This window comes from Cellulosimicrobium cellulans, assembly GCF_042723955.1.
In the GTDB taxonomy this organism is placed as follows: domain Bacteria; phylum Actinomycetota; class Actinomycetes; order Actinomycetales; family Cellulomonadaceae; genus Cellulosimicrobium; species Cellulosimicrobium cellulans_H.
Genome location: NZ_JBHXIC010000056.1, coordinates 1 through 22,585, shown reverse-complemented (window position 1 = coordinate 22,585; position 22,585 = coordinate 1). Strand labels below are relative to the sequence as shown.

Annotated in this window: 22 protein-coding genes; 11 read left to right on the top strand and 11 right to left on the bottom strand. The window is 75.2% G+C overall.

The window, feature by feature from the left end; genetic code table 11:
• Positions 1–109 precede the first annotated feature (109 nt).
• Complete coding sequence (locus tag ACFWH7_RS14735) at positions 110–952, bottom strand: alpha/beta fold hydrolase (protein WP_378217261.1); 843 nt, start codon at positions 950–952, stop codon at positions 110–112.
• 109 nt (positions 953–1,061) lie between these two features.
• Here ACFWH7_RS14735 and ACFWH7_RS14730 point away from each other — a divergent pair, with 109 nt between their 5' ends.
• Complete coding sequence (locus ACFWH7_RS14730; protein WP_378217280.1) at positions 1,062–1,631, top strand: TetR/AcrR family transcriptional regulator; 570 nt, start codon at positions 1,062–1,064, stop codon at positions 1,629–1,631.
• Positions 1,632–1,859: 228 nt separating this feature from the next.
• Positions 1,860–3,185 (top strand): ricin-type beta-trefoil lectin domain protein, encoded by a 1,326-nt coding sequence (locus tag ACFWH7_RS14725; protein WP_378217259.1) that lies wholly within the window; start codon positions 1,860–1,862, stop codon positions 3,183–3,185.
• 89 nt (positions 3,186–3,274) lie between these two features.
• Here the strand turns inward: ACFWH7_RS14725 and ACFWH7_RS14720 are convergent, their stop codons facing one another.
• On the bottom strand, positions 3,275–4,480 hold the full coding sequence (locus ACFWH7_RS14720) for a cation:proton antiporter (RefSeq protein WP_378217257.1): 1,206 nt from the start codon (positions 4,478–4,480) through the stop codon (positions 3,275–3,277).
• Between the two features lie 235 nt (positions 4,481–4,715).
• On the opposite strand from ACFWH7_RS14720, the gene ACFWH7_RS14715 reads away from it, so the two are divergent.
• Positions 4,716–6,092: an 8-oxoguanine deaminase gene (locus tag ACFWH7_RS14715; protein ID WP_378217255.1), complete on the top strand. Its 1,377-nt coding sequence runs from the start codon at positions 4,716–4,718 to the stop codon at positions 6,090–6,092.
• 38 nt (positions 6,093–6,130) lie between these two features.
• Here ACFWH7_RS14715 and ACFWH7_RS14710 read toward each other — a convergent pair whose 3' ends face one another.
• The 3 genes from ACFWH7_RS14710 to ACFWH7_RS14700 are packed head-to-tail and all read right to left on the bottom strand — an operon-like array spanning position 6,131 to position 8,544.
• A complete protein-coding gene (locus ACFWH7_RS14710; RefSeq protein ID WP_378217253.1) occupies positions 6,131–6,625 on the bottom strand; it encodes a GNAT family N-acetyltransferase in 495 nt (164 codons plus the stop codon).
• Between the two features lie 60 nt (positions 6,626–6,685).
• Entirely contained in the window at positions 6,686–7,600 is a 915-nt protein-coding gene (locus ACFWH7_RS14705) for an NADP-dependent oxidoreductase (RefSeq protein ID WP_378217251.1), read from the bottom strand.
• Positions 7,601–7,656: 56 nt separating this feature from the next.
• Positions 7,657–8,544 (bottom strand): sigma-70 family RNA polymerase sigma factor, encoded by an 888-nt coding sequence (locus ACFWH7_RS14700; protein ID WP_378217249.1) that lies wholly within the window; start codon positions 8,542–8,544, stop codon positions 7,657–7,659.
• A gap of 249 nt (positions 8,545–8,793) precedes the next feature.
• On the opposite strand from ACFWH7_RS14700, the gene ACFWH7_RS14695 reads away from it, so the two are divergent.
• From ACFWH7_RS14695 to ACFWH7_RS14685, 3 genes are all read left to right on the top strand, one after another.
• Positions 8,794–10,446 carry a nucleobase:cation symporter-2 family protein gene (locus ACFWH7_RS14695; protein ID WP_378217247.1) on the top strand — a complete coding sequence of 551 codons (1,653 nt, stop codon included), beginning with the start codon at positions 8,794–8,796 and terminating at the stop codon, positions 10,444–10,446.
• Between the two features lie 145 nt (positions 10,447–10,591).
• The gene (locus tag ACFWH7_RS14690) at positions 10,592–12,046 is read left to right on the top strand and encodes an amino acid permease (RefSeq protein WP_378217246.1); all 1,455 of its coding nucleotides are present in this window, start codon (positions 10,592–10,594) and stop codon (positions 12,044–12,046) included.
• Between the two features lie 89 nt (positions 12,047–12,135).
• The gene (locus ACFWH7_RS14685) at positions 12,136–12,780 is read left to right on the top strand and encodes a lysophospholipid acyltransferase family protein (protein WP_087470316.1); all 645 of its coding nucleotides are present in this window, start codon (positions 12,136–12,138) and stop codon (positions 12,778–12,780) included.
• 3 nt (positions 12,781–12,783) lie between these two features.
• Here ACFWH7_RS14685 and ACFWH7_RS14680 read toward each other — a convergent pair whose 3' ends face one another.
• Positions 12,784–13,527, bottom strand: coding sequence for a ZIP family metal transporter (locus tag ACFWH7_RS14680; protein ID WP_378217245.1), 744 nt, complete (start codon positions 13,525–13,527; stop codon positions 12,784–12,786).
• A gap of 102 nt (positions 13,528–13,629) precedes the next feature.
• On the opposite strand from ACFWH7_RS14680, the gene ACFWH7_RS14675 reads away from it, so the two are divergent.
• From ACFWH7_RS14675 to ACFWH7_RS14660, 4 genes are all read left to right on the top strand, one after another.
• Entirely contained in the window at positions 13,630–14,970 is a 1,341-nt protein-coding gene (locus ACFWH7_RS14675; protein ID WP_378217244.1) for a sensor histidine kinase, read from the top strand.
• Positions 14,967–15,617, top strand: coding sequence for a response regulator (locus ACFWH7_RS14670; protein WP_378217243.1), 651 nt, complete (start codon positions 14,967–14,969; stop codon positions 15,615–15,617). Before ACFWH7_RS14675 ends, ACFWH7_RS14670 begins: the two co-directional genes overlap by 4 nt.
• Before the next feature lie 56 nt (positions 15,618–15,673).
• Positions 15,674–16,120, top strand: a complete 447-nt coding sequence (locus ACFWH7_RS14665; protein ID WP_047230996.1) for a DoxX family protein — start codon at positions 15,674–15,676, stop codon at positions 16,118–16,120.
• Positions 16,121–16,192: 72 nt separating this feature from the next.
• A complete protein-coding gene (locus ACFWH7_RS14660; protein ID WP_378217242.1) occupies positions 16,193–17,350 on the top strand; it encodes a hypothetical protein in 1,158 nt (385 codons plus the stop codon).
• Between the two features lie 111 nt (positions 17,351–17,461).
• Here the strand turns inward: ACFWH7_RS14660 and ACFWH7_RS14655 are convergent, their stop codons facing one another.
• The 5 genes from ACFWH7_RS14655 to ACFWH7_RS14635 form a co-directional block, all read right to left on the bottom strand.
• On the bottom strand, positions 17,462–18,313 hold the full coding sequence (locus tag ACFWH7_RS14655; protein WP_378217241.1) for a hypothetical protein: 852 nt from the start codon (positions 18,311–18,313) through the stop codon (positions 17,462–17,464).
• Positions 18,314–18,365: 52 nt separating this feature from the next.
• On the bottom strand, positions 18,366–19,475 hold the full coding sequence (locus ACFWH7_RS14650) for a hypothetical protein (protein ID WP_378217240.1): 1,110 nt from the start codon (positions 19,473–19,475) through the stop codon (positions 18,366–18,368).
• On the bottom strand, positions 19,472–20,080 hold the full coding sequence (locus ACFWH7_RS14645) for a SigE family RNA polymerase sigma factor (RefSeq protein ID WP_378217238.1): 609 nt from the start codon (positions 20,078–20,080) through the stop codon (positions 19,472–19,474). Before ACFWH7_RS14645 ends, ACFWH7_RS14650 begins: the two co-directional genes overlap by 4 nt.
• 87 nt (positions 20,081–20,167) lie before the next feature.
• Complete coding sequence (locus ACFWH7_RS14640; protein ID WP_378217237.1) at positions 20,168–20,806, bottom strand: hypothetical protein; 639 nt, start codon at positions 20,804–20,806, stop codon at positions 20,168–20,170.
• A gap of 18 nt (positions 20,807–20,824) precedes the next feature.
• Positions 20,825–21,898, bottom strand: a complete 1,074-nt coding sequence (locus tag ACFWH7_RS14635; protein ID WP_378217236.1) for an App1 family protein — start codon at positions 21,896–21,898, stop codon at positions 20,825–20,827.
• 142 nt (positions 21,899–22,040) lie between these two features.
• On the opposite strand from ACFWH7_RS14635, the gene ACFWH7_RS14630 reads away from it, so the two are divergent.
• On the top strand, positions 22,041–22,585 hold a 545-nt coding region (locus tag ACFWH7_RS14630; protein WP_378217235.1), incomplete at its 3' end, for a hypothetical protein.

The following is a 22,585-nucleotide window of genomic DNA, read 5'->3' as shown; positions in this document are numbered from 1 at the left end:
CCCCCCCCCCGCCGCGGGGGGGGGGCCCCCCGCCGCCGACCCCCCCCGGGTGTGGGCCCGGTGCCGCCGCGGGGGGGGCGCCGCCCACCGCCCCCCCGCCCCGCGTCGGTCAGCGCCCGACGAAGGCGAGCAGCGCCTCGTTGACCTCGGCCGCGTGCGTGACGAGCAGGCCGTGGGGCGCGCCCTCGACCTCGACGTACTCGGCGTCCGGCACGAGCTCGCGGAAGCGGCGCCCGGTCGCGTCGATCGGGAGAATGTTGTCCTTGGTCCCGTGGAGGATGAGCGTCGGCTTGCCGGCCGCGCGGACGGCCTCGACGTCGGCCCGGAAGTCCTCGATCCACGTGGGCACGACGGCGTACGCGGCGACGGGCGCGGACCCGATCGCGGTGATCCAGCTCGCGCGCACCGTGTCCTCGCTGATGCGCTTCCCGAGGTTCTCGTCGAGGTTGTAGAAGTTCTTGTAGAAGTCGGTGTACCAGGCGTACCGGTCGGCGCGGGCCGCCTCGACGATCCCGTCGAACACGGACTGCGGGACGCCCTCGGGGTTGTCGTCGCGCTGGACGAGGAACGGCTCGAGCGACGCGAGGAACGCGAGCTTGGCGACGCGCTCGTGCCCGTGGTTGTGGACGTAGCGGGCGAGCTCGCCCGTGCCCATGGAGAACCCGACGAGGATCACGTCGCGCAGGTCGAGCGTCTCGAGGACGGTGCTCAGGTCGGCTGCGAACGTGTCGTAGTCGTACCCGCTGCCGACCTTGCTCGACGCGCCGAACCCGCGGCGGTCGTAGGTGATGACGCGGTGGCCGGCGGCGATCAGCTCACGCTTCTGGAGCTCCCAGCTGTGCCCGTCGAGGGGGTAGCCGTGGATGAGGACGACCGGCTGCCCGGCGCCCTGGTCCTCGTAGTACAGCTCGATGTCGGTGGAGTTCTCCTGCCCGACGGTGATGTATCCCATGGTCGTGCTCCCTTCGCGGAATCGGGAGAACGAGCGTTCTCCCGCTGGTCGCTACACTAGAGAACGATGGTTCTCGCCGCAAGTGGTGCGACATGAACAGGAGATGACGATGCTCGACGACGCGAGCGCACGCACGGCGGTCGTGGCCGCCGCGGACCGGCTGTTCTACGCGCGGGGGGTCCAGTCCGTGGGCATGGACGCGGTCCGCACGGAGGCCGGGGTGTCGCTCAAGCGCATCTACTCGCTCTTCCCGTCCAAGGACGACCTCGTCGTCGCGGTGCTGCGGCACCGGACCGAGCAGTGGGACGCGGGGATCGCCCGTGCGGCGGCCGGCGCGACCACGCCCCGCGGCCGCCTGCTCGCGGTGTTCGACTTCCTCGACGCGTGGTTCCGCGAGGACGGGTTCCGCGGGTGCGCGTTCATCAACTCGTTCGGCGAGCTCGGCGCCACGTCGCCCGCCGTCGCCGCGGCCGTGCGCGAGCACAAGGAGTCGTTCCAGCGGTACGCGCGCGACGTCGCGCGCGAGGCGGGGCTGCCCGACGACGTCGCGCTCCAGGTCGTGCTGCTCGCCGAGGGCGCACAGACGACGGCCGCCATCACGCAGGACGTCGACGTCGCGCGCCAGGCGCGCCGAGCGGCCGAGGCGATCCTCGACGCGGCGATCCCGGCGACGGCCTGACGGCTCTCGCGCCGACCGCCGCCGGCCGTTCGTGCCCGGTGTCGACCCGGCCAATGTGGGAGCGATCCCACGACACGCCGAGAGAGCGCTTGCTCGGCGGCGTACCGCGCCCGTAGGTTCGCGGGCGGAGGGTCGAGGAACGGCCCCCGCCCCGGTGCAGAGTCGCGCCGAAGCACGTCGCGCACCGTGGCGAGACGCAGGCGGCACCGCCGCCGGACTGGAGGATCGATGGACCTCGCACGTCAGCGCTCCCTGCCCACCAGCCCGCCCGGGGCCCCACCCGGGACCCGGGCCCCCACCGCCGCCCGCACGCGCCGCCGGGTCGCGGGCGCCGTCGTCGCCGCGCTCACGGCCGCGGCGGCGGCACTCGCCGTGACCGTCCCGGCAACCACGGCCGCCGCCGCACCGGGGGACCTCGTCTGGTCGGACGAGTTCGACGGCGCCGCCGGCTCGGCCCCGAGCTCCGCCCGCTGGAACCACGAGACCGGCGCGGGCGGTTGGGGCAACGCGGAGCTCCAGAACTACACGACCTCCCGCGCGAACTCGGCGCTCGACGGCCAGGGCAACCTGGTCATCACCGCGCGTCGTGAGGCCGACGGGACGTACACGTCCGCGCGCATGACGACCCAGGGGAAGTACCAGCCGCAGTACGGGCGCGTCGAGGCGCGCATCCAGATCCCGCGCGGCCAGGGGATCTGGCCCGCGTTCTGGATGCTCGGCGGCAACCTCCCCGGGGTGGGCTGGCCGACGTCGGGCGAGATCGACGTCATGGAGAACGTCGGCTTCGAGCCGCACCGCGTGCACGGCACGGTGCACGGACCGGGGTACTCGGGTGGCGCCGGCATCACGGGCATGTACCAGCACCCGCAGGGCTGGTCGTTCGCCGACGACTTCCACACCTTCGCCGTCGACTGGAAGCCCGGCGAGATCACGTGGTTCGTGGACGGCCAGCAGTTCCACCGCGTGACGCGCGCGAGCGTCGGGGCGAACGCGTGGGTGTTCGACCAGCCGTTCTTCCTCATCCTCAACGTCGCGGTCGGCGGGCAGTGGCCCGGGTACCCCGACGGCACGACCCAGCTCCCGCAGCAGATGAAGGTGGACTACGTCCGGGTCTACGACAACGGGTCGGGCACGTCGAACCCCGGCAACCCCGGCGGCGGCCTCCCGACCGGGACCGGGACGATCCGGATCGCGAACGGGTACTGCCTCGACGTCCCGTGGGGCCAGACGCACGACGGCAACCGCGTGCAGATCGTCCCGTGCAACGGCAACGTCGCGCAGTCGTGGACGCGGGGGAGCGACGGGACGATCCGCGCGCTCGGCAAGTGCCTCGACGTGAGCGGCAGCGGCACCGCCAACGGGACGGCGGTCCAGCTGTGGACCTGCAACGGCACGGGTGCCCAGAAGTGGTCCTACGACGCGGGGTCCAAGACGCTGCGCAACCCGCAGTCGGGCAGGTGCCTGGACGCCGAGGGCGGCAACCCGCTGTACGAGGGCCAGCGGTTCGTGATCTGGGACTGCCACGGGTCCACCAACCAGCAGTGGACCTTCTGAGCCGTCCGCAGCCCAGCGATGCGTCCGTGTGCGAGCGCTGCGTCCCCGGACGCGTCTCTCGCGCACGGACGCATCGCTCGCCCGGTGAGTCATCCGCCGGCGCGTTCCTCCGTCGGCGGGGCCGCGGTGTCGCCGGGCTCCGTGGGGCGCGGACCGAGCCGGCTCGCGACCATGGGGAGCACGATCACCGAGAGCACGCCCGCGCCCACGAGCGCCGCGCCGACGCGTGACGTCATCGCCCCCTGCTCGACCGCGATCTCCGTGAGGGCGACGAGCAGCGGCAGGGCGGTCGCGGCGTACAGCGCGCTCTGGACGCGTTCTACCGAGGGCAGCTCCCGTCGGAACCACAGCAGCACCGGCCCGCCCCGCACGACCACCATGAGCGCGAAGAACGTCAGCGGCAGCAGCGGCGACGCGAGGATGGAGTCGATGTCCAGGCCCATGCCGGAGCTGACGAAGAACACGGGCACGAACACGCCCCACGCGACCGCGTCGAGCTTCTTCTCCAGCGCCTCGACGTCGCCGGGCGCCCAGCGTCGCAGCACCATGCCGCCGACGAACGCGCCGAGCACCGCGTCGAACCCGAGCCCCGCGGCGAGCGCGAGCAACGTGACGAGCAGCAGCACCGTGAGGCGCAGCGTGCTCTGGCCCGTCCCGTGCTCCGCGGCGCTGAAGAGGCGGTCGCCGCCGAGCGCCTTGATGCGCCCCAGCCGGCCCGGGAGCGCGGACAGCGCGATCGCGACGACGGCGAACAGGACGAGCAGGATCGCCGCGACCCCGCTCTCGCGCGTCCCGAGCAGCACCGCCATCGCGACGATCGGCCCCAGCTCGCCCACCGCCCCCACCACGAGCACGGTGCGCCCGAGCCGCGACCCGAGCTGACCGCCGTCGCGCAGAATCGGGAGCACGACGCCCAGCGCGGTGGTCGTGAGCGCGATCGCCCCGGCCGCGACCCGGTGCGGAGAGCCGTCGCCCACGACCACGAGGACGAGCACCGCCCCGACGACGAGCGACGTCAGCCACGCCGCGCCGGCGCGTCGCCCCACGCGCTCGCGCAGGAGGCTCGGTTCGAGCTCGTACCCGGCGAGGAGGAAGAGGAAGCCCATGCCGAGGTCGGACAGGAGCGTGACGTCGTCGGGAGCCGCGAGGTCGAGCGCGGACGGTCCGATGAGGATGCCGCCCAGCAGCAGCACGACGACCTGCGGCACCCGCGACCGCACCGGCATGAGGCCCGCGAGCAGCGGCGCGAGCAGCGCGACGACGAACACCGGGACGAGCGGGGCGTAGACGTTCACGGGCGGGTCTCCGGGTGTCGGCGGGCGGCGGGTCCCAGGATCCCGCAGCACCGCAGGTCGCGCGCGGCGGAGGTCCGCGTCGTCGTACGCCAGGGTTGACGGTCCGTCGCGGCCCGGCCTACGGTCGGCCCAGCCGCGGGTCCCGCGGCACCTGGATCGGCAGACAGGACCACTGAGCCGGCGCACCGTGGCGCCGGAGCCGCGCCTCGGTGAGCGCGAGCCACCAGGAGGCACCATGACCAGCCCTTCAGCCAGCACCCGCACCTGGATCCGCGACCCGCTCGGCGTCTTCACCGCCGACGACTCCCCGGACGCGCCCGACGCGCGTGGCGGGGTCGTCGTCGAGGACGGGGTGGTCGCCGAGGTCGTCGCGGCGGGCGCGGAGCCGTCCGCGCCGGTCGACGCGACGTTCGACGCCTCGCAGCACGTGCTCACGCCCGGCCTGATCAACACGCACCACCACTTCTACCAGACGCTCACGCGCGCCTGGGGTCCGGTGGCCGACGCCCCGCTCTTCCCCTGGCTGCAGCGCCTGTACCCGGTGTGGGCGCGGCTCACGCCGCGCGACCACGAGCTGGCGACGACGGTCGCGCTCGCCGAGCTGCTGCTCTCCGGCTGCACGACGGCGGCCGACCACCACTACGTCTTCCCGGCCGGCCTGGACGACGCGATCGACCTCCAGGTCGCCGCGGTCAAGCGGCTCGGGATGCGCGCGACCCTCACGCGCGGGTCCATGACGCTCGGTCAGGACGACGGCGGCCTGCCGCCCCAGTCGGTCGTGCAGAGCCTCGACGTGATCCTCACGGACTCGCAGCGCCTCGTGGAGACGTACCACGAGCGGGGCGCCGGGGCGCAGGTCCAGATCGCCCTCGCGCCGTGCTCGCCGTTCTCCGTGACGACCGACGCGATGCGCGAGAGCGCGGCGCTCGCGGAGGACTTCGACGTCCGCCTGCACACGCACCTCGCCGAGACGATCGACGAGGAGGACTTCTGCCGCGAGCGCTTCGGGATGCGCACGGTCGACTACCTCGAGTCGGTCGGCTGGCTCACGGACCGCGCGTGGCTCGGCCACGGCATCCACCTCGACGACGAGGAGGTGCGCCGCCTGGGGGCCGCGGGCACCGGCGTCGCGCACTGCCCGACGTCGAACATGCGCCTCGCGTCCGGCATCGCCCGAGCCGTGGAGCTGGAGGACGCGGGCGCGCCCGTCGGGCTCGGGGTCGACGGCTCGGCGTCGAACGACGCGTCGACGATGATCCTCGAGGTACGCCAGGCGCTCTACCTCCAGCGCCTCAGGTACGGCGCCGACATCCCCGTGACGCGCGCGCTCGGCTGGGGCACGCGCGGGTCGGCGCGCGTCCTGGGCCGGGACGACGTCGGCGTGCTCGCGGTCGGCAAGCAGGCGGACCTCGCGCTGTGGCGCCTCGACGAGCTGCGCTTCTCCGGTGCCCACGACCCGGTCGCCGCGCTCCTGCTGTGCGGCGCCGACCGCGCGGACCGCGTCATGGTGGGCGGCGCGTGGCGCGTGGTCGACGGCGCGATCCCCGGGCTCGACCTCGGCGCCCTGGCGGCGGAGCACTCGGCGGCGGCCCGCCGCCTCGTCGCGGGCTGACGTGCGCCGGCGGGGACGGCCGGGCGTCCCCGCCGCGCTCAGAGCTCGCGGTAGTAGTGGACGACGGGGAGGGCGGTGAAGCCGCTCGACTCGTACAGGGCGCGCGCGGCGTCGTGGCCCGGGTCGCCGCCGGTCCAGACGTTGGCGTACGCGCACCCGGCGTCGCGCAGGAGCTGCAGCGCGGCGTCCACGAGGAGCCGCCCGACGCCCTCGCCCTGCGCGTCGGGATCGACGGCGATGATCTCGAGGTCCCCGGCGCGGGCTCCTTCGGCAGGAGGCTCGCCGATCACCGCGGTGGCGAACCCGACGAGCCGGCCGTCCCGCGCCGCGACGACCGTCGTCGCGGGGTGCTTCTCGCACGCGCCGCGCACCTCCGCCTCCTGGCTGCGCCGCCAGTCGGGGTAGGCGAGCCCGTACAGGCGCTCGCCGAGGATCTCGCGCCACGAGGCGAAGGCGTCCTCCCACGCGCGCAGAGACAGGCCGGCGATGGCGTCGAGGTCGGTGGGGCGGTAGGGGCGCAGCGTGGTGGTCACCGCCGGAGGCTACGGAGAGCCGCAGGGGAGGGCCACCCCATTTGCCGGGGCGCGCAGTCGTCAGGCCACGGTGATGATCGTCTTCCCCGCGGTGCGGGCCGTGGGGTTGAACGCGTCGACGGCCTCGGCGAGGGGTCGGACGGTGCCGATGCGGGTGCGCAGCCGTCCCGCCCGGACGCGTGCCGCGATCTCCACGAGCTGGGCGCGGTCGGCCTCGACGACGAAGAACACCGACCGGCCGTCCTCGGGATGGCGCGCGGGCGGTGCGGCGATGGTGACGAGGGTGCCACCGGGTCGGACGAGGTCGGTGGAGCGGTCGCCGACCTCCCCGCCGATGACGTCGAAGACGAGGTCCACCGTCCCGGCGGAGGCGAGGTCGTCGGCCTCGAGGTCGAGGAACTCGTGCGCCCCGTGGTCGAGCGCGACGGCCCGGTCCGCGGTGCGTCCCGTCCCCACGACGTACGCCCCCGCCTCCCGGGCGAGCTGCGCGACGACGGAGCCGACGCCGCCGGCCGCGCCGTGCACCAGGACGCTCTGCCCGGTCTCGAGACGCCCGTGCTCGAAGAGTCCCTGCCAGGCCGTCAGGCCTGAGATCGGCAGGCTCGCGGCCGTGACGACGTCGACGTCGGCGGGCAGCGGGGCGAGGTTGCGCGCCTCGACGGCGACGAGCTCGGCGAGCGTGCCGTCGCGAGTCCAGTCCGCGAGCCCGAACACGCGCTGGCCGACCGTGAGGCCGGTCGTGCCGTAGCCGAGGGCGGTGACGACCCCGGCGAGCTCGTGCCCGGGGATGCTGGGGGTGCGGTCGTGCCCGGCGCGGTCGGTCCAGGTGCCGGGCCACGTCAGCTCGCCCGGGGTGAACCCGGACGCGTGGACGCGGACGACGACGTCGTTCTCCGAGGCGTGCGGCTCCGGCCGCTCGGTGAGCGTCATCCCGGCGGTCCCGGCGTCGGGGTCGGTCACGGTGATGGCCTGCATGAAGGTCCTCCTGGTCGACGGGTCTCGTCACATGGACGACGCAGACCCTCGATCCGTCAGGTCTGCCGCCACAGGCGGAGCTTCTCCGGGTTCCACTGGACGAGGACCTCGCGCACCGTGCCCGCCCGGGCGACGAGCTCGACGACCCCGCTGGTCGCTCCGTCGCGGTCGAAGGTGAGGACCGGGCGGTCCCCGCCGCGGCCGACCACCAGCGTCGTCGGGTCCTGGCGCGCCAGCACGCCGATCACGAACCGCGCGACCCTGTCCGCTCCGCGCACGGGTCGCAGGGCGGCACGGGCGATGCCGCCGCCGTCGGACCGGAGCGTCACGTCGGGGTGCAGCAGCCGCACCAGCGCGCTGACGTCGCCCGTGACCGCGGCGTGCTGGAACGCCGCTGTGAGCGCGCGGCTCGGCACGCCGAGCGGACGGCCCTCGTCGCGAACCCGAGCCCGTGCGGACGACGCGAGCTGCCGAACGGCTCCGGGCGAGCGGTCGAGCACCTGGGCGACGTCGGCGACGGGGAAGGCGAAGACGTCGCGCAGCACGAAGGCCACCCGTTCCGACGGCGTCATCGACTCCATCACGGTCAGCAGCGCCATGCTCACGGAGTCGGACCGCTCGGCGTGCTCCGCGGGATCGTCCTCCTGGGCCGGGCGGAGGCTGTAGCGCTCGTCCGGGACCGGCTCGGGCAGCCATGGGCCGACGTACAGGTCGTGCCGTCGGGACGCGCTCTTCAGGACGTCCAGGCACACCCGGCTGGTCGTCGTCGCGAACCACCCGGCCGGGCGTGCGACGGCCTCGCGCGCCGCGTCGTCGAGCCGGTACCAGCGGACGAACGCCTCCTGGACCGCGTCCTCGGCGTCCGCGACCGTCCCGAGCAGCCGGAAGGCCAGCCCGACCAGGCGCCCGCGGTCCACGCCCGGGACCGGCGACTGCTGCGCCATGCCACCACCCGTCCTGAGCGTCGAGACCCTCGACCGGCGCACCGACCGGCTCACCCGCCCGAACCTACTCCGTCCGGTGCGCGCGCCGCGGGCCGGACGGGCCGGCGCTGACCGTCCCTCGCCGACCGGTCCGTCGTCGCAGGCCACGTGCGAGTTGCCGAGAGGGACTTGACACGCGTCACACTTGGCGTTCGAATAGTGGAAGTAGTTTTCCGCCAAGCGGAACGATAGCTGACGAGGAGGTCCGCTATGAACGCGCGAGCCACGAGGGCGACGGACGGCGCAGAACGCCGTCCGGTACGCCCCGAGGACGAGCGGCTGCCCATCGGGTCGACGTTCGGGTACGGGTTCCAGCACGTGCTCACGATGTACGGCGGCATCATCGCGCCGCCGCTCATCGTGGGCGGCGCCGCCGGGCTGACCGGGGCCGAGATCGGGACGCTCGTCGCGGCGTCCCTCTTCATGGGCGGCCTCGCGACGATCCTCCAGACGCTCGGCATCCCGTTCTTCGGGTCGCAGCTCCCGCTCGTGCAGGGCGTGTCGTTCGCGGGCGTGTCGACGATGGTCGCGATCGTCAACGGCGGGGGAGGCATCCCCGGGGTGCTGGGGGCCGTGCTCGTCGCGTCGGCGATCGGCCTGCTCATCACGCCGTTCTTCGCGCAGATCATCCGGTTCTTCCCCCCGGTCGTCACGGGCGTCGTCATCACGACGATTGGCCTGACGCTCATGCCCGTCGCGGCCAACTGGGCGATGGGCGGCAACGCGAGCGCGCCCGACTACGGCTCGGTGAGCAACATCGGCCTCGCCGCGCTGACGTTCGCGATCGTCATCCTGCTGTCGAAGGTGGGCAGCGGCACGATCTCGCGCCTGTCCATCCTCATCGCGATCGTCGTCGGCACCCTCATCGCGCTCGCGCTCGGCAAGGCGGACTTCTCCGGCGTCGGCGACGGCCCGGTCGCCGCGTTCCCGTCCTTCCTCGGCTTCGGCGCCCCGACGTTCGAGATCGCCGCGATCATCTCGATGCTCATCGTCATCCTCGTGACCCTCACCGAGACGACGGCGGACATCATCGCCGTGGGCGAGATCGTCGACACCAAGGTGGACCGCAAGCGCATCGCGAACGGCCTGCGCGCCGACATGGCCTCGTCCGTCGTCTCGCCGTTCTTCGGCTCGTTCACGCAGTCGGCGTTCGCGCAGAACGTCGGGCTCGTGGCCATCACGGGCGTGAAGTCCCGGTTCGTCGTCGCGGCGGGCGGCGCGATCCTCGTGGTCCTCGGCCTGCTGCCGGTCCTGGGGCGCGTCGTGGCCGCGGTCCCGACGCCGGTCCTCGGCGGCGCGGGCGTCGTGCTGTTCGGCTCGGTCGCCGCGTCGGGCATCCGCACGCTCGCGAAGGTCGACTACTCCCGGCCGATGAACCTCATCATCGTGGCGGCGTCGATCTCGTTCGGCATGATCCCCATCGCCAAGCCCGACTTCTACGACCAGTTCCCCACGTGGTTCGGCATCATCTTCCACTCGGGCATCAGCTCCGCCGCGGTCATGGCGATCCTGCTCAACCTGCTGTTCAACCACGTCAAGCTCGGCAACCCGCCTGACCCGTCCGTGTTCGCCGCCGGCGCGGAGCACGGCGCGAGCTCCGTGGACGAGGACGACCTCGACGACCTCGAGGACGACGGCGTCCTCAACGGCTCGACCCGACGCCCCGTCGCCGGCGACGCGACGCCTCCCGAGCCGGTGACCCCGGCCGCCCCGGGCGACGGCCAGGACCGCGACGGCCGACCGGCCGACCGCAGCACCGACGCCACGCCGCAGCCCGCACCGCCCGCCGAGGCGACCGGCGGCGAGAGCACCGCACCGCGGCACCACGCCGTCGCGCCGCTCCCGCGGACCGCGACCCCGTAGGCGCAGGCACAGCGTCGTGCCCGACGCCGCCCCGCACCCGAGCGACCCCCTCGCGCCGGGTGCGGGGCGCCGTCGTGCCCGCGACGTGTAGCGTCGTGGGTCGGCGTCGAGCACGACGCCGGCACCCCGACCGCAGGACCGCACCATGAGCACCCCCACGCCCGAGCCCCCGGCACCGACCGCGAGCCGGGCACCGGCCGAGAGCCCGACCTCCGACCACCTCGGCACCGGGCTGCGGACGCGGCACCTGACGATGATGGGGCTCGGCTCCGCGATCGGGGCGGGCCTGTTCCTCGGCTCGGGCGTCGGGATCGCCACCGCCGGCCCCGCCGTGCTCGTGTCGTACGCGATCGCGGGCGTCGTCGTCATCCTCGTCATGCGGATGCTCGCCGAGATGGCGAGCGCGCGGCCCGCGAGCGGGTCGTTCTCCGTCTACGCGGAGGAGGCGCTCGGGCCGTGGGCCGGGTTCCTGCTGGGCTGGCTCTACTGGTTCATGCTCGTGATGGTGCTCGGCGCGGAGATCACCGGCGCCGCGCGCATCGTCACCGGCTGGTACCCGGACGTGCCGCAGTGGGGCGTCGCGCTCGTCGTGGTCGTCGTGTTCGCGGTGATCAACCTGTGGGGCGTGCGGCAGTTCGGCGAGCTCGAGTTCTGGTTCGCGTTCGTCAAGGTCGCGGCGATCGTCGGGTTCCTCGTCGTCGGCGTCCTGCTGGTCCTCGGGCTGCTGCCCGGGACCGACCCCGTCGGCACGTCGAACCTCCTCGGCCACGGCGGCTTCGCGCCCGAGGGCTGGGGCGGGATCGCCGCGGGGCTGCTCGTCGTCGTCTTCGCGTTCGGCGGCATCGAGATCGTCACCATCGCGGCGGCGGAGGCGCGCGAGCCGCGCACCGCCGTCGCGCGCGCGACCCGCAGCATCGTGTGGCGGATCCTCGTGTTCTACCTGGGCTCGGTCGCGATCATGGTGCTCGTCCTGCCGTGGGACTCGCCGCTGCTCGCGGAGAGCCCGTTCGTCGCCGTGCTCGACCTCGCCGGGCTCCAGGGGGCGGCACGCGTCATGGAGGTGGTCGTGGTGATCGCGCTCCTGTCGGCGTTCAACGCGAACGTCTACGGGACGTCACGCATGGCGTACTCGCTCGCCGGGCGCGGCGACGGGCCGCGGGCGCTGCGGCGCGTGTCCGGCCGCGACGTGCCGTGGGTCTCGGTGCTCGTGTCGGTGTTCTTCGCGCTCGTCGCCGTCGGGCTCAACTGGCTCCTGCCCGAGGCGCTGCTCGGCATCCTGCTCAACGCGGTGGGCGCGGCCCTGCTCGTCGTGTGGGTGCTCGTGGCGGTGTCGCAGCTCCGGCTGCGCCGCCGGATCGAGGCGCAGGCGCGCGCGTCGGGCGAGCCGATGACGCTGCGCATGTGGGGCTTCCCGTGGCTCACGTGGGCCGTGCTCGCAGGTCTCGCGGCGCTGGCCGTCCTCATGCTGACCGACGACGCCGCGCGCGCCCAGCTCCTGTCCACCGCCGGCCTGGTGGTCGTCATCCTGGCCCTCTACGCGCTGACGCGCCGCGGCCGCGCGCGGCGCGTCGCGTCGGCGGAGGCACGCCGGGACGCGTGAACCGGAGGTGACGCGGGGCGACCTGCGGGGACACCGGGGACGAACGCCGCGTGCACGGACGTGCGCCGACGAGAGTGCACAATGAACGAATGACCTATCGCGTCCTGAGGCTGATCCTGTCGCTGCTCGCCTACGTGCTGCTGCGGCCACAGGTGACCGGACGCAACAACATCCCGCGCAACGGGGCGGTCATCCTCGCGAGCAACCACCTGTCGTTCATCGACTCGATCCTCATCCCGATCGTCGCGCCGCGGCACGTCACGTTCCTCGCCAAGGCCGAGTACTTCACCGGCCGGGGGCTCAAGGGCCGCCTGTCGCGCTGGTTCTTCACGACGATCGGCATGATCCCCGTCCAGCGCGACGACCCGCGTGCGGGGCAGCGCTCGCTCGAGGACGCCCTCGAGGTGCTCCAGCGCGGCGGCGCGTTCGGCATCTACCCCGAGGGCACGCGCTCGCGCGACGGCAAGCTGCACGCCGGCCGCACCGGCGTGGCGTGGCTCGCGCTCGCGGGGCACGCCCCGGTCGTCCCCGTCGCCGTGCGCGGCACGGACAAGGTCCAGCCCATCGGCAAGCGGATCCCGCGCCTGCACCGCGTGCAGGTGCACTTCGGCAAGCCCATCGACCCGCAGCGCCAGATCACCGCGGGTACCAAGCCCGCGCAGGCACGGCGCGAGCTCACGGACGAGGTCATGGCGTCGATCCACCGCATGAGCGGCCAGGACCTCGCGGCCTGACGCTCAGAGCGAGCTCAGCCCGAACGCCGTCGCGAAGCCCAGCACCGTGACGAGCCCGGTGACCGGGCCGCCGAACTCCGTCGCCTCCGGGATCATCGTGTCGACGAGCATGGTGAGCAACGCCCCCGCGGCGAACGCCTGCGTGACCGCCACGACCGCGGGCGACGCACCGTCGAGCGCGACGTAGCCGATCCCGGCCGCGAGCGCCGAGACCAGGGTCGTGGACCCCCACAGCACCCAGAGCCGTGACGGCTTCGTGCCCGCCTTGAGCAGGCCCGACGTCGCGGACATCGCCTCGGGCAGGTTCGAGACGAACACGGCGGCGAGCATCGCGACGCTCACCCCGCCGCCCCCGATGAGCGTCGCGCCGAGCACGACCGACTCGGGGATGCCGTCGAGCACCGTGCCGAGCGCGATCGCGGCACCGCCGGTCCCGCCCGCCGCCTGGACGGACTCCGCCTGCACGCCCGTGGACCGCTTGCGGCCCTCGCCGCCCATCCGGTCGATGATCCGGTCGCCGACGAAGAACGTCAGCGCGCCGCCCGCGAGGCCCGCGAGCAGCACGAGGCCGCTCGCGTGCGTGGACGCGTCCTCCACGAGGTCGTACGCGACCGCGCTGATGAGGACGCCCGAGCCGAACGCCATGATGAGGCCGACGAGCCGCTGGCCCGGCGGCCGCCAGAAGACCAGCGCGGCCCCGAGGAGCAGCGACGATGCCCCGACGAGGCCCCACCAGAACCCGATCATGCGCCCATTGGACCAGCGGTCGGTCGGGTGCGCGCGGGGACGGGCGTGCGGTCCCCCGGCCGGGGGAGGCGCGCCGTGCCGGGCCCCGCGAGACTGGGCCCCATGACGTACGACGACGCCCGCCCGGCCCGTCCGGCGAGCGCGCCGCGGCGGGGGGCGTGGGAGCGGGTCGTCGCACCGCTGCGCAGCGCGGCGACGGTGCGGGCCGGGGTCTACCTCGTGGTCGGGGGCGTGGTCGCCGGCGCGTACGTGACGCTCGTCGCCGGGTTCGTGCAGATGTTCGCCTCGCTGCAGACGCCGCGCGTCGCGACCCTCGTCCTCGCGCTCGTCTCCGCGGTCCTCGTGGCCACGCCGCCGTTCCTCGCCCCCGTCCGCGCGCTCGAGATCGCGGCCGTGCGGACGTTCCTCGACGTCGACGTGCCCCTGCCCGCGCCCGGGGCGACCCCGCCCGGTGCGGCCACGCGCTGGCGCGCCGCCGCCTGGTACGGGCTGCACCTCGCGCTCGGTGCCGCGGTGCTCGTCGTGGTGCTGTTCCTCGTCCCGGTCGCGACGCAGCTCGTCCTCTCGGCGACGGGGGTCGAGCCGGTGCTCCTCACGGACTGGCGCCCGTGGGAGGCGCTGCCCGCGTGGACGTGGCTGGTCACCGCGGTGCTCGCGCTGCTCGCCGTCCCGTACGCGGTCGCGCTCGCGCGCGCGGTGCTCCGGCAGGCGGCCCTCCCGCTCCTCGGCCCCGACCAGTCGGAGCGCATCGCCGAGCTCGAGGCCGCGGCCGACCGCGCCGCGGAGCGGGGCCGGCTCGCGCGCGAGCTCCACGACTCGGTGGGGCACGCCCTGACCGTCACGACCCTCCAGGCCGCCGCGGCCGCCCGCCTCCTCGACGCCGACCGCGCCGCCGCGCTCGCCGCGCTCGCCGCGATCGAGGAGACGGGCCGCACCGCGATGGCGGACCTCGACCACGTCCTCGGGCTGCTCCGCGCGGAGGCGTCGCCGGCCGAGGCGGGCGAGCGGGCGCCCGTGCGCAGCCCGGCGCGCACCCTCGCCGACCTCGACGCCCTGCTCGACGACGCACGCCGCACGGGCGTCGCGGTGCGCCTCGCGCAGGACGACGCCATGCTGCCGGACGTGCCGCGCGCGGTGTCCCAGGAGGCGTACCGGGTGGTCCAGGAGGCGCTCACGAACGCGCTCCGCCACGCCCCGGGCGAGCCGGTCGCCGTCGCTGTGGCACGGGGTCCGGTCGGCGCGCTCGTCGTCGACGTGCGCAACCCGCTCGGGCCGGGCACGCGTCGTCGGGCACCCGACGGTCCCGGCCGTGCGGGTCGCGGCCTCGCCGGCATGCGGGAGCGGGCCCACCTGCTGCGCGGGGACGTCGCGGCGGGTCCCACGCCCGACGGCGGCGCGTGGGTCGTGCGCGCGACGTTCCCGCTGGCAGGATCGGGCGGATGACGGACAGGACGACGCGCGTGGTACTCGTGGACGACGAGCCGCTCGTGCGCGCGGGGCTGCGCGTCATCCTCGGCGCGGAGCCGGACCTCGAGGTCGTCGGCGAGGCGGGGGACGGCGCGGAGGTGCCGGGGGTCGTCGCGCGGGCGCGCCCCGACGTCGTGCTCATGGACGTGCGCATGCCGCGCGTCGACGGCATCGCGGCGACGCGCGCCCTCCTCGCGCGCGACGACGCGCCGCGCGTGCTCGTCCTCACGACGTTCGAGAACGACGACCACGTGCTCGACGCGCTGCGGGCGGGCGCGCACGGGTTCCTGCTCAAGCGCGCGCGGCCCGAGGAGGTCGCGCAGGCCGTGCGGGTCGTGGCGCGCGGCGAGTCGCTGCTGTTCCCCGACGCGGTGCGACGCCTCGCGACGGCCCGTCCACCCGCGGGCGACGAGCTGCGCGCCGCGCACCTCACCGAGCGCGAGGGCGAGGTGCTGCGGCTCGTCGCGCAGGGCCTGTCGAACGCGGAGATCGCGGCCCGGCTCTACCTCGGCGTCGAGACGGTGCGCACGCACGTGGGCAACGTGCTCGCCAAGCTCGGGGTGCGCGACCGCACCCAGGCCGTCGTCCGCGCGTACGAGTCCGGGTTCGTGCGGGCCGGCTGACGGGCGGACCGGCGCGCAGCGCTGCGGGTGCCCCGGCGCGGTGCGACGATCGCGCCATGGACCTCTCCGTGCTCACCCGCCCCGCACCGCCCGTCCCGCCCGTCGCGACGCTCGCCCGCGTCGCCCTCGGGCTCGCCCTCGTGGGTGCGGGCGTCAGCCACCTCACGGTCGCGCGGGAGGAGTTCCAGGCCCAGGTGCCGTCCTGGTTCCCGGTCGACGAGGACGTCACGGTCCTCGCCTCGGGGGCCGTCGAGATCGCGCTGGGCGGCTCGCTCGTGGTGCTGTCCCGCTGGCGGGTCGCCGTGGGCCTGGTCGCCGCGGCGTTCTTCGTCGTGATCTTCCCGGGCAACGTCGGCCAGTGGCTCGAGGGCAAGGACGGGTTCGGCCTCGACACCGACGCCAAGCGGTTCGTGCGCCTGTTCTTCCAGCCCGTCCTCGTGGCGTGGGCGCTGTGGTCCACGGGCGCGCTCCGGGCACTGCGTCGCGGTCCCGCGCGCGACTGATCCCCCGTGCGGGGGAGCGACGTCGTCGCCCCGGGGGATCCGGCGCGCGACGGCGGGCGCGAGGGTCGAGCCATGAGCACACGAACCCCGCCCCCGTCCCCTGCCGCACCTTCCGGCCCGCGCACGGTCGCCGTCGGGTCTCTCGCCGGTGCGCCGCCCGGCCCCGGGGCGCACGCCGCCCGCGGCCGGTGGATCGCCCCGACCGCCGCCGCGTGGTGGGCCGTCGGAGGGCTCGCCGCGCTCGTCGTGACCCTGACCGGCGGCACGCTCGCGGTGGGCGACGCGAACGACCTGTCGTTCGGCGCGCTGAGCGGGGTCGCGGGCGCGACGCTCACGCCCTGGGTCGCGGTCCTCGCGCTCGTCGGCGCGGCGACCGCGCTGCGGGCGTGGCTCGGGGCTCGGCACGGCCCCGTCGCCCGGGCCGACCGCGCGCTGACCGTCGGGGCGACCGCGATCGTCGCGGGCGGGGTGCTCGCCCTCACCGACGCGTCCATCCTGGCGCGGCTCGGGTACCTGCCGGTCACGCTCGTGATGGCGCCGTTCGACCCCGTGATCCGGGCGGCGTTCGAGGACTTCCTGGGCCCGGGCCCGCTGACGCAGCTCGCGCTCCTGGCCGGCGCGGCCCTGCTCGTCGCCTCGACGTGGCGGTTCGTGCGCCGCGGGGTCGGCGCGTGCGCGTCGTGCGGGCGGCGGCACGACGGTCACGACCCCGCCTGGACGACACCCGCCGCTGCGGCGCGCTGGGGCCGGACGGCCGCGCTCGTCGCCGCCGCGATCCCCGCGTTCTACGCGGTGACGCGCATCGCCTGGGTCCTCGGCATCCCGCTCGGCTTCTCGCCCGACGACGTCGCACGGCTCGCCGGGGACGACGGCTGGGTCGCGGCGCTCGGGCTGGGCGGTTTCGCGCTCGTCGGCGCGGTGCTCACGCTCGGCCTGTTCCAGCGCTGGGGCGAGGTCTTCCCCCGGTGGATGGTCGGGCTCGCGGGGCGCAGGGTCCCGGTCGGGCTGGCGGTCGTCCCTGCGACGATCGTGGCGGTCGCGGTGCTCCCCGCCGGGCTCTCGCTCATCGTCATCGGGCTCGGCGAGAGCCGGCTGGCGCTGACCGCGGACTCGTGGGGCGCCGTCGGCCCGACGTTCCTGTGGCCGGTGTGGTCCCTCGCACTCGGCGCCGCGACCTACGCCTACTGGCTCCGCCGCCGCGGCACGTGCCGCACCTGCGGCCGCGGGTAGCGACTGGCCGAGGCGCGGCACACCCCGCCGAACACGACACCACTCCCCGTCGAGCACGACATTGCGGTCGTTATCAGTGCGATAACGACCGCAACGTCGTGCTCGGCGAGATCACTGGGGCTCGACCGGGCCGTCCTGGCCGGCGATCAGGTCGCCGCAGGTGGTCTCCTGGGCCGTCGTGACGACCGGGTCGTCCGCGGCGGCGTCCTGCGCGACCGTCTCCTCCTCGCCGTTCGTCGCCGTCTGCGCGCCCGCGTCGAGGTCGACGAAGGTGCGGGACACGGTGAAGGACGTGCCGTCGTCGGACACGGCGTTCAGGCCCGCGAGGTGCAGCTCCCCGTCGACCTCCGTGCAGCCGACGCCGGTGCCGAACCCGGTGAAGCCCTTGTCGAACGTGTACTGCTCGCCCTGGGCGTTCTGCGTCGGGGTCACGGCGCAGTCGGCCGCGGAGAACAGCAGCACCTCGCGGCCCGTGTCGACGAGGGCGATCGGCGCGGTGGCGTCACCCGCGGCGACGAGCTGGACGATCGCGCTCGCCGCGACGGGGCTCGCGGACTCGATCGGCGCGGAGAACGTCGCACCCGACGCGGTCGTGATCCCGAACGCGCGGTCCGCGCCGCCGGTCAGCCACGCGGTGTCCGGGCGTCCGTCGCCGTCCACGTCGACGATCTCGTGCGTGCCCGCCCCCGCGGGTACGCCGTCGCCCGCCGCGGGGCACCCCTCGGCGGCGGGCGTCGACGTGTCGTCGGTCGGCGTGCCCGTGTCCGTCGGTGACGGGTCCGGGGACTCCGTCGCCGTCGGGGTCTCCGCCGCGGGAGCATCGGCCGTCGGGCGGTTGACGAGCCACACGACGACACCGATCACCACCACGGCGACGATCGTGAGCACGATCCACGGCCAGGTCCGCCGCGGCCGCTCGGGCTCGGGGTCGGGCGTGGGGAAGGGCAGCTCGGGCGTCGTCATTCCCTCAGGCAATCACCCGCGACGACGCGCGGCACCCCGGCGCGCCGGAGGGTCACGGGGTCGGCGCGTCCGCCCAGCGGAGCCAGTCGACCATGTCGTCCGCCTCGCACTGCCAAGTGAGGCCGTCCTCGTCGTCCCGGGTGATGCCCCTCGCCGCGTCGAGCGCACGTCGCTCGTCCCGGCAGGTGGCGACGAAGTCGCCCGGGCTGGCCCAGATGTCGTTCGCCACGTAGTCGTCGGCGAAGGCCTGGAGGGCGGCGTCGTCCGCGGACAGCGTGCTGCTGCGCGTCGCGGCCGCCCGGGAGCCCTCCGCCGCGTCCCAGACCGTCGCGCACGCCTCGGGGTCGGGGTCGGTGTCGCAGCCGCCGTACACGGTGTTCCTGCCGTACTCGTCGCGCACGAAGACCCCGCGGACGGCCGGAGCGGGGAGGTCGGTCCGCGCGTCCGCGGCGACCCGCATCGCGAAGACGCCGCCCCACGACCCGGCGGCGAGCGGCGAGACGGGTAGGTCGAGGGTCGCGCGCGCCTCGCCCCCCGGGCCGCGCAACGTCTCCCGCGCCACGATGGTCGCGACCGTCGGGTCCTCGGTCGTGCCGGGGTCCGACACGAGTCCGGCGGCGAGCTGGTCGCTGCCGTCCGGGCCGGTCACGAGGGCGAGGTCACCTCGCGACTCGGCCACGGGACCTTCGGGCAGGTCCGCACCGGACAGCAAGGTCTCGAGGTCGGCGTCGTCGCCGGCCCAGACCCGCAGCGGCAGGTCGACGGCACCCGGCTCGACCGTGAGGAGGAACCGCGTCCCGGGCTCCCAGGTCGGCAGGCCCAGGTCCACGACGATCCCGCCGCCCGCCCGGTCGTGGACGCGCGGGTCCGTGGCCGCGGTGACGCCCGGGGCGACCTCGACCACCCCCGCCGCACCGGTGCTGCCCGACGCCGCGGCCGGGGGCGCGTCGTCGGCACCCGTCCGGGGGGAGAGCGGCCCCGCGAGCAGCCCGACCGCTGCGGCACAGCCGGCGGTCGCGGAGAGCGCCGCCGTCCGGCGGCGGCGCTGCGCGCGGCGCGACGAGGTCAGGACACGGTGGGCGTCGAGCGTGGAGTGCAGGTGGTCGGGCGCGACGGCGGCGCGCAGCCCGGCGGCGAACGCCGCGTCGTCGTGGTCGGTCACGATCGGTCTCCTTCGGTGCGGGGGGCCGGTGAGCCGGCACGGGGGTCCGTGCCGGCGAGAGCGTCGGTGAGGGTCGTGCGCAGGCGGGCGAGGGCGCGGGAGGCCGTGGACTTCACGGTCCCGACGGGGACGCCGAGCTCGCGCGACACCTCCGCCTCCGAGAGGTCGAGCAGGTGCCGCAGCACCACGACCCGGCGCTGCTTCAGCGGGAGCGTGAGGAGCGCAGGCACGACGACGTCGCGGTCGTGGACCAGCCCGGTCGCGTCGGGCGCGTGCCGACGTGCGTCGTGGTCGAGGCCGGTGAGCACCTCGCGGCGCGTGCGCCGCCAGGTGTCGACACGCAGGTTGGCGAGGATCGTGCGGGCGTACGCGAGCGGGTCGCCCTGCCGCGCGCGCCGCCACGAGCGCCACGTGCGCTCGAAGGTCTGCTGCGTGAGCTCCTCCGCGCGGTGATGGTCACCCGAGAGGAGGTACGCGAGCCGGTAGAGCGGGTCCTTGGCGGTCTCGACGAACGCCACGAACTCCTCGGCGTGGCCCGCGTCGGTGACCAGGTGCAGGTCGCGGTCGACCCAGGCGGCCGGTCGTGGCGGGTCGTCCCCGGCCATGTGCGTGGTCCTCGTCGAGATCGTCACCCCCTCAGCACGCAGCGGGAGCCCGAAAGGTTCCGCCCGAGGTCGGACCAGCTGCCGCCGCTACGTGACGCGCTCGGCGACCAGCGTGGCGAACGCTGCGAGGCGGGCGGACCAGAACGCCTTGAGGGGAGCGACGTCGTCGGGCGAGCGCAGTCCGCGGACGACCGCGGCGACGCGCACCTTGCCGGACGGGGAGCCGTCGGCCGCGCGCGCCTGGTAGAGCGTGAGCGCGACGCGGCCGGGCCGGTCGGCGGGCGCACCGACGGCGCCGGGAGGCCAGGCGAGCGCGATCGTCCGCGGCGTCGCGCCCACGACCACGCTGCGCTCCCCGGCCCTCACCTCCGCGAGCGCGCCGTCGAGCCAGCGCGCCCGGGCGTCGTCGTCGAGGAGCAGGCCGCGGACCTGGTCGAGCGTTCCCCCGACGGACCGGCTCGGGCTCACCTCGTACGTGCCGTCCGCGCGCTGGCCGGGGGCGCGCAGGCCGCGCTCCTGCTCGTAGGCGACGGTGAGCGACTGCGCCCACCACCCGTCGACGCCCTGTCTCTCCACGAGCCACGTCGCGATGTCCCGGTGGGACCACGCGGCGGCGTCCTCCGCGTCGAGGAGCGCGAACCATGCCGCGCGCGGCTTCCCCGTGGCGGCGGTCACCGCGTCGTCGCCGAGCGCCTCGGTGCTGCGGCGGACCGGACCGGTGCTCATACGTCGAGGGTAGGCCGGTCAGCGGTGCAGGGCCCGGGCGAGGGCACGGGTGAGCGCGTCGCCGTCGGGGCCGAACGCCGTCGGGACGCCGCTGCCGACCTCGCCCGGGAGGCTGCCCGGCGTGGGCAGCGGGGAGCCGTGGGCGAGGACCTGCTGCGCGGGCGTCAGCTCGCGGATCGCGACGGCGGCGACGTGGTCCGGGTACCGCCGCGCGGCACGCGCGTAGATCTCGGGGTCGTGCTGGCCGTCGTCGCCCACGAGCAGCCAGTCGACGTCGGGGAGCTCGCGGAAGAGACGGTCGAGCGAGGTGTCCTTGTGCTCGGGGCCGCTGCGGAACCAGCCGGTGTTCGTCGGGCCCCAGTCCGTGAGCAGGAGCGGGCCGGGCGGGAACCCGTGCCGCTGGAGGAACCGCCGCAGGTTCGCGGCGGTGTTCCAGGCGCCCGTCGAGACGTAGACGAACGGCGTGCCGGGGCGTTCCGTGGCGATCCCGCGGTAGAGGGCGGCCATCCCCGGCACGGGCACGCGCGCGCTCGAGTGCCGCACGAACGTGTTCCACGCCGCGATGAACGGGCGGGGGACGGCGGTCACCATCGCGGTGTCGTCGATGTCGGACACGACGCCGAGCCGGCGCCCGTCGGCCACGACGAACACGCGGCCCTTCGCGACCGCGCCCGAGGAGGGGCGGAACGTCACGTCGTGCCAGCCGGGTGCGAGCGCGACGTCGATCGTCGCGTCGAGGTAGCCGCCGCGGTCGGACACGAGGTCGACCGTCGTGCTGCCCACGTGGACCCGGACCTCCTCCCGCGGGGCCGGGGCGGTGAAGAAGTACCGCCAGCCGCGGCGGTCCGCGGACTCGCGCTCGTGCAGCGCGGGGTCGAACGCGGGGCTCGCGAGGAGCACGCGCCCCAGGACGCGGACGCGTCGGGGGCTGCCGTACCCGGCGAACGGCTCGACGCGCGGGCGCCACCCGCGCGCCTTCTGGAAGCGGGAGACGACGGCGCGCCACCGGTCCTCGAGCCGCGCCGCCCGGTGGGGTCGCTGGCTCGGGGTGGCCTCGGTCGTGACGGTCGGTACAGGTGCGGTCTGGGGCATGGGCGCAGCGGTGTCCTCGGTCGGGGGTGGCTGGTCAACCCTGTCACAGCCCGCCGACGCGCGCGGCGCCGGCCGGGCCTCGGCGCGTGGCCCTCGGGCCCGGCAGGGTGCGGGCGGGTGCGCCCGAACCTAGCGTGGGCGCGTGAGCGAGCAGACGCCCCCGAACCCTGCCGACCTGCCCACGCGGACGACCCCGCCGGGCGTGAGCGACGCGACCGTCGAGGCGCTCGGCGCGCTGAGCGAGGCGCTCGAGACGACCGAGCGGGCGCGCGGGCACCTGTACACGTTCCACCAGCTCACCGGGGAGGCCGACCTCGCGCTCGGCGAGGCGGTCGAGAAGCTCCGGGCGGTGGGGCACGCGGAGGTCGCCGACCGGATCGCGACCGACCTCGTCGGGCGCAACGTCGTGCCCGGGCGCTGGACGTTCCAGCTCGTCGAGGAGTACGACGACGGCTACTGGTCGGTCTTCCGCGAGCACGAGCGCGCGGCGCCCCGCGAGCTAGGGGGCCGGGGGGGGCCCCCCGTCGCGGCGCCCCAGATCAAGGGGCGCCCCCCCGCCCGGGGGGCCGCGGGCGGGCGCTGGGGGTCGCCGGCGCCCGCGGGGGGGGCTTCCCCACCCCCCCCCCACGACGAGTTCTCCGTGCCCGTGGTCGACGCCACGACGTTCGCGGCGCGGCGCATCGAGGT

Coding starts and splice junctions, on each gene's coding strand:
- ACFWH7_RS14670 (WP_378217243.1), top strand. CDS start 14,967: ATGACGGACAGGACGACGCGCGTGGTACTCGTGGACGACGAGCCGCTC.
- ACFWH7_RS14660 (WP_378217242.1), top strand. CDS start 16,193: ATGAGCACACGAACCCCGCCCCCGTCCCCTGCCGCACCTTCCGGCCCG.
- ACFWH7_RS14665 (WP_047230996.1), top strand. CDS start 15,674: ATGGACCTCTCCGTGCTCACCCGCCCCGCACCGCCCGTCCCGCCCGTC.
- ACFWH7_RS14705 (WP_378217251.1), bottom strand. CDS start 7,600: ATGCAGGCCATCACCGTGACCGACCCCGACGCCGGGACCGCCGGGATG.
- ACFWH7_RS14690 (WP_378217246.1), top strand. CDS start 10,592: ATGAGCACCCCCACGCCCGAGCCCCCGGCACCGACCGCGAGCCGGGCA.
- ACFWH7_RS14700 (WP_378217249.1), bottom strand. CDS start 8,544: ATGGCGCAGCAGTCGCCGGTCCCGGGCGTGGACCGCGGGCGCCTGGTC.
- ACFWH7_RS14730 (WP_378217280.1), top strand. CDS start 1,062: ATGCTCGACGACGCGAGCGCACGCACGGCGGTCGTGGCCGCCGCGGAC.
- ACFWH7_RS14715 (WP_378217255.1), top strand. CDS start 4,716: ATGACCAGCCCTTCAGCCAGCACCCGCACCTGGATCCGCGACCCGCTC.
- ACFWH7_RS14675 (WP_378217244.1), top strand. CDS start 13,630: ATGACGTACGACGACGCCCGCCCGGCCCGTCCGGCGAGCGCGCCGCGG.
- ACFWH7_RS14735 (WP_378217261.1), bottom strand. CDS start 952: ATGGGATACATCACCGTCGGGCAGGAGAACTCCACCGACATCGAGCTG.
- ACFWH7_RS14680 (WP_378217245.1), bottom strand. CDS start 13,527: ATGATCGGGTTCTGGTGGGGCCTCGTCGGGGCATCGTCGCTGCTCCTC.
- ACFWH7_RS14635 (WP_378217236.1), bottom strand. CDS start 21,898: ATGCCCCAGACCGCACCTGTACCGACCGTCACGACCGAGGCCACCCCG.
- ACFWH7_RS14725 (WP_378217259.1), top strand. CDS start 1,860: ATGGACCTCGCACGTCAGCGCTCCCTGCCCACCAGCCCGCCCGGGGCC.
- ACFWH7_RS14685 (WP_087470316.1), top strand. CDS start 12,136: ATGACCTATCGCGTCCTGAGGCTGATCCTGTCGCTGCTCGCCTACGTG.
- ACFWH7_RS14640 (WP_378217237.1), bottom strand. CDS start 20,806: ATGAGCACCGGTCCGGTCCGCCGCAGCACCGAGGCGCTCGGCGACGAC.
- ACFWH7_RS14655 (WP_378217241.1), bottom strand. CDS start 18,313: ATGACGACGCCCGAGCTGCCCTTCCCCACGCCCGACCCCGAGCCCGAG.
- ACFWH7_RS14645 (WP_378217238.1), bottom strand. CDS start 20,080: ATGGCCGGGGACGACCCGCCACGACCGGCCGCCTGGGTCGACCGCGAC.
- ACFWH7_RS14695 (WP_378217247.1), top strand. CDS start 8,794: ATGAACGCGCGAGCCACGAGGGCGACGGACGGCGCAGAACGCCGTCCG.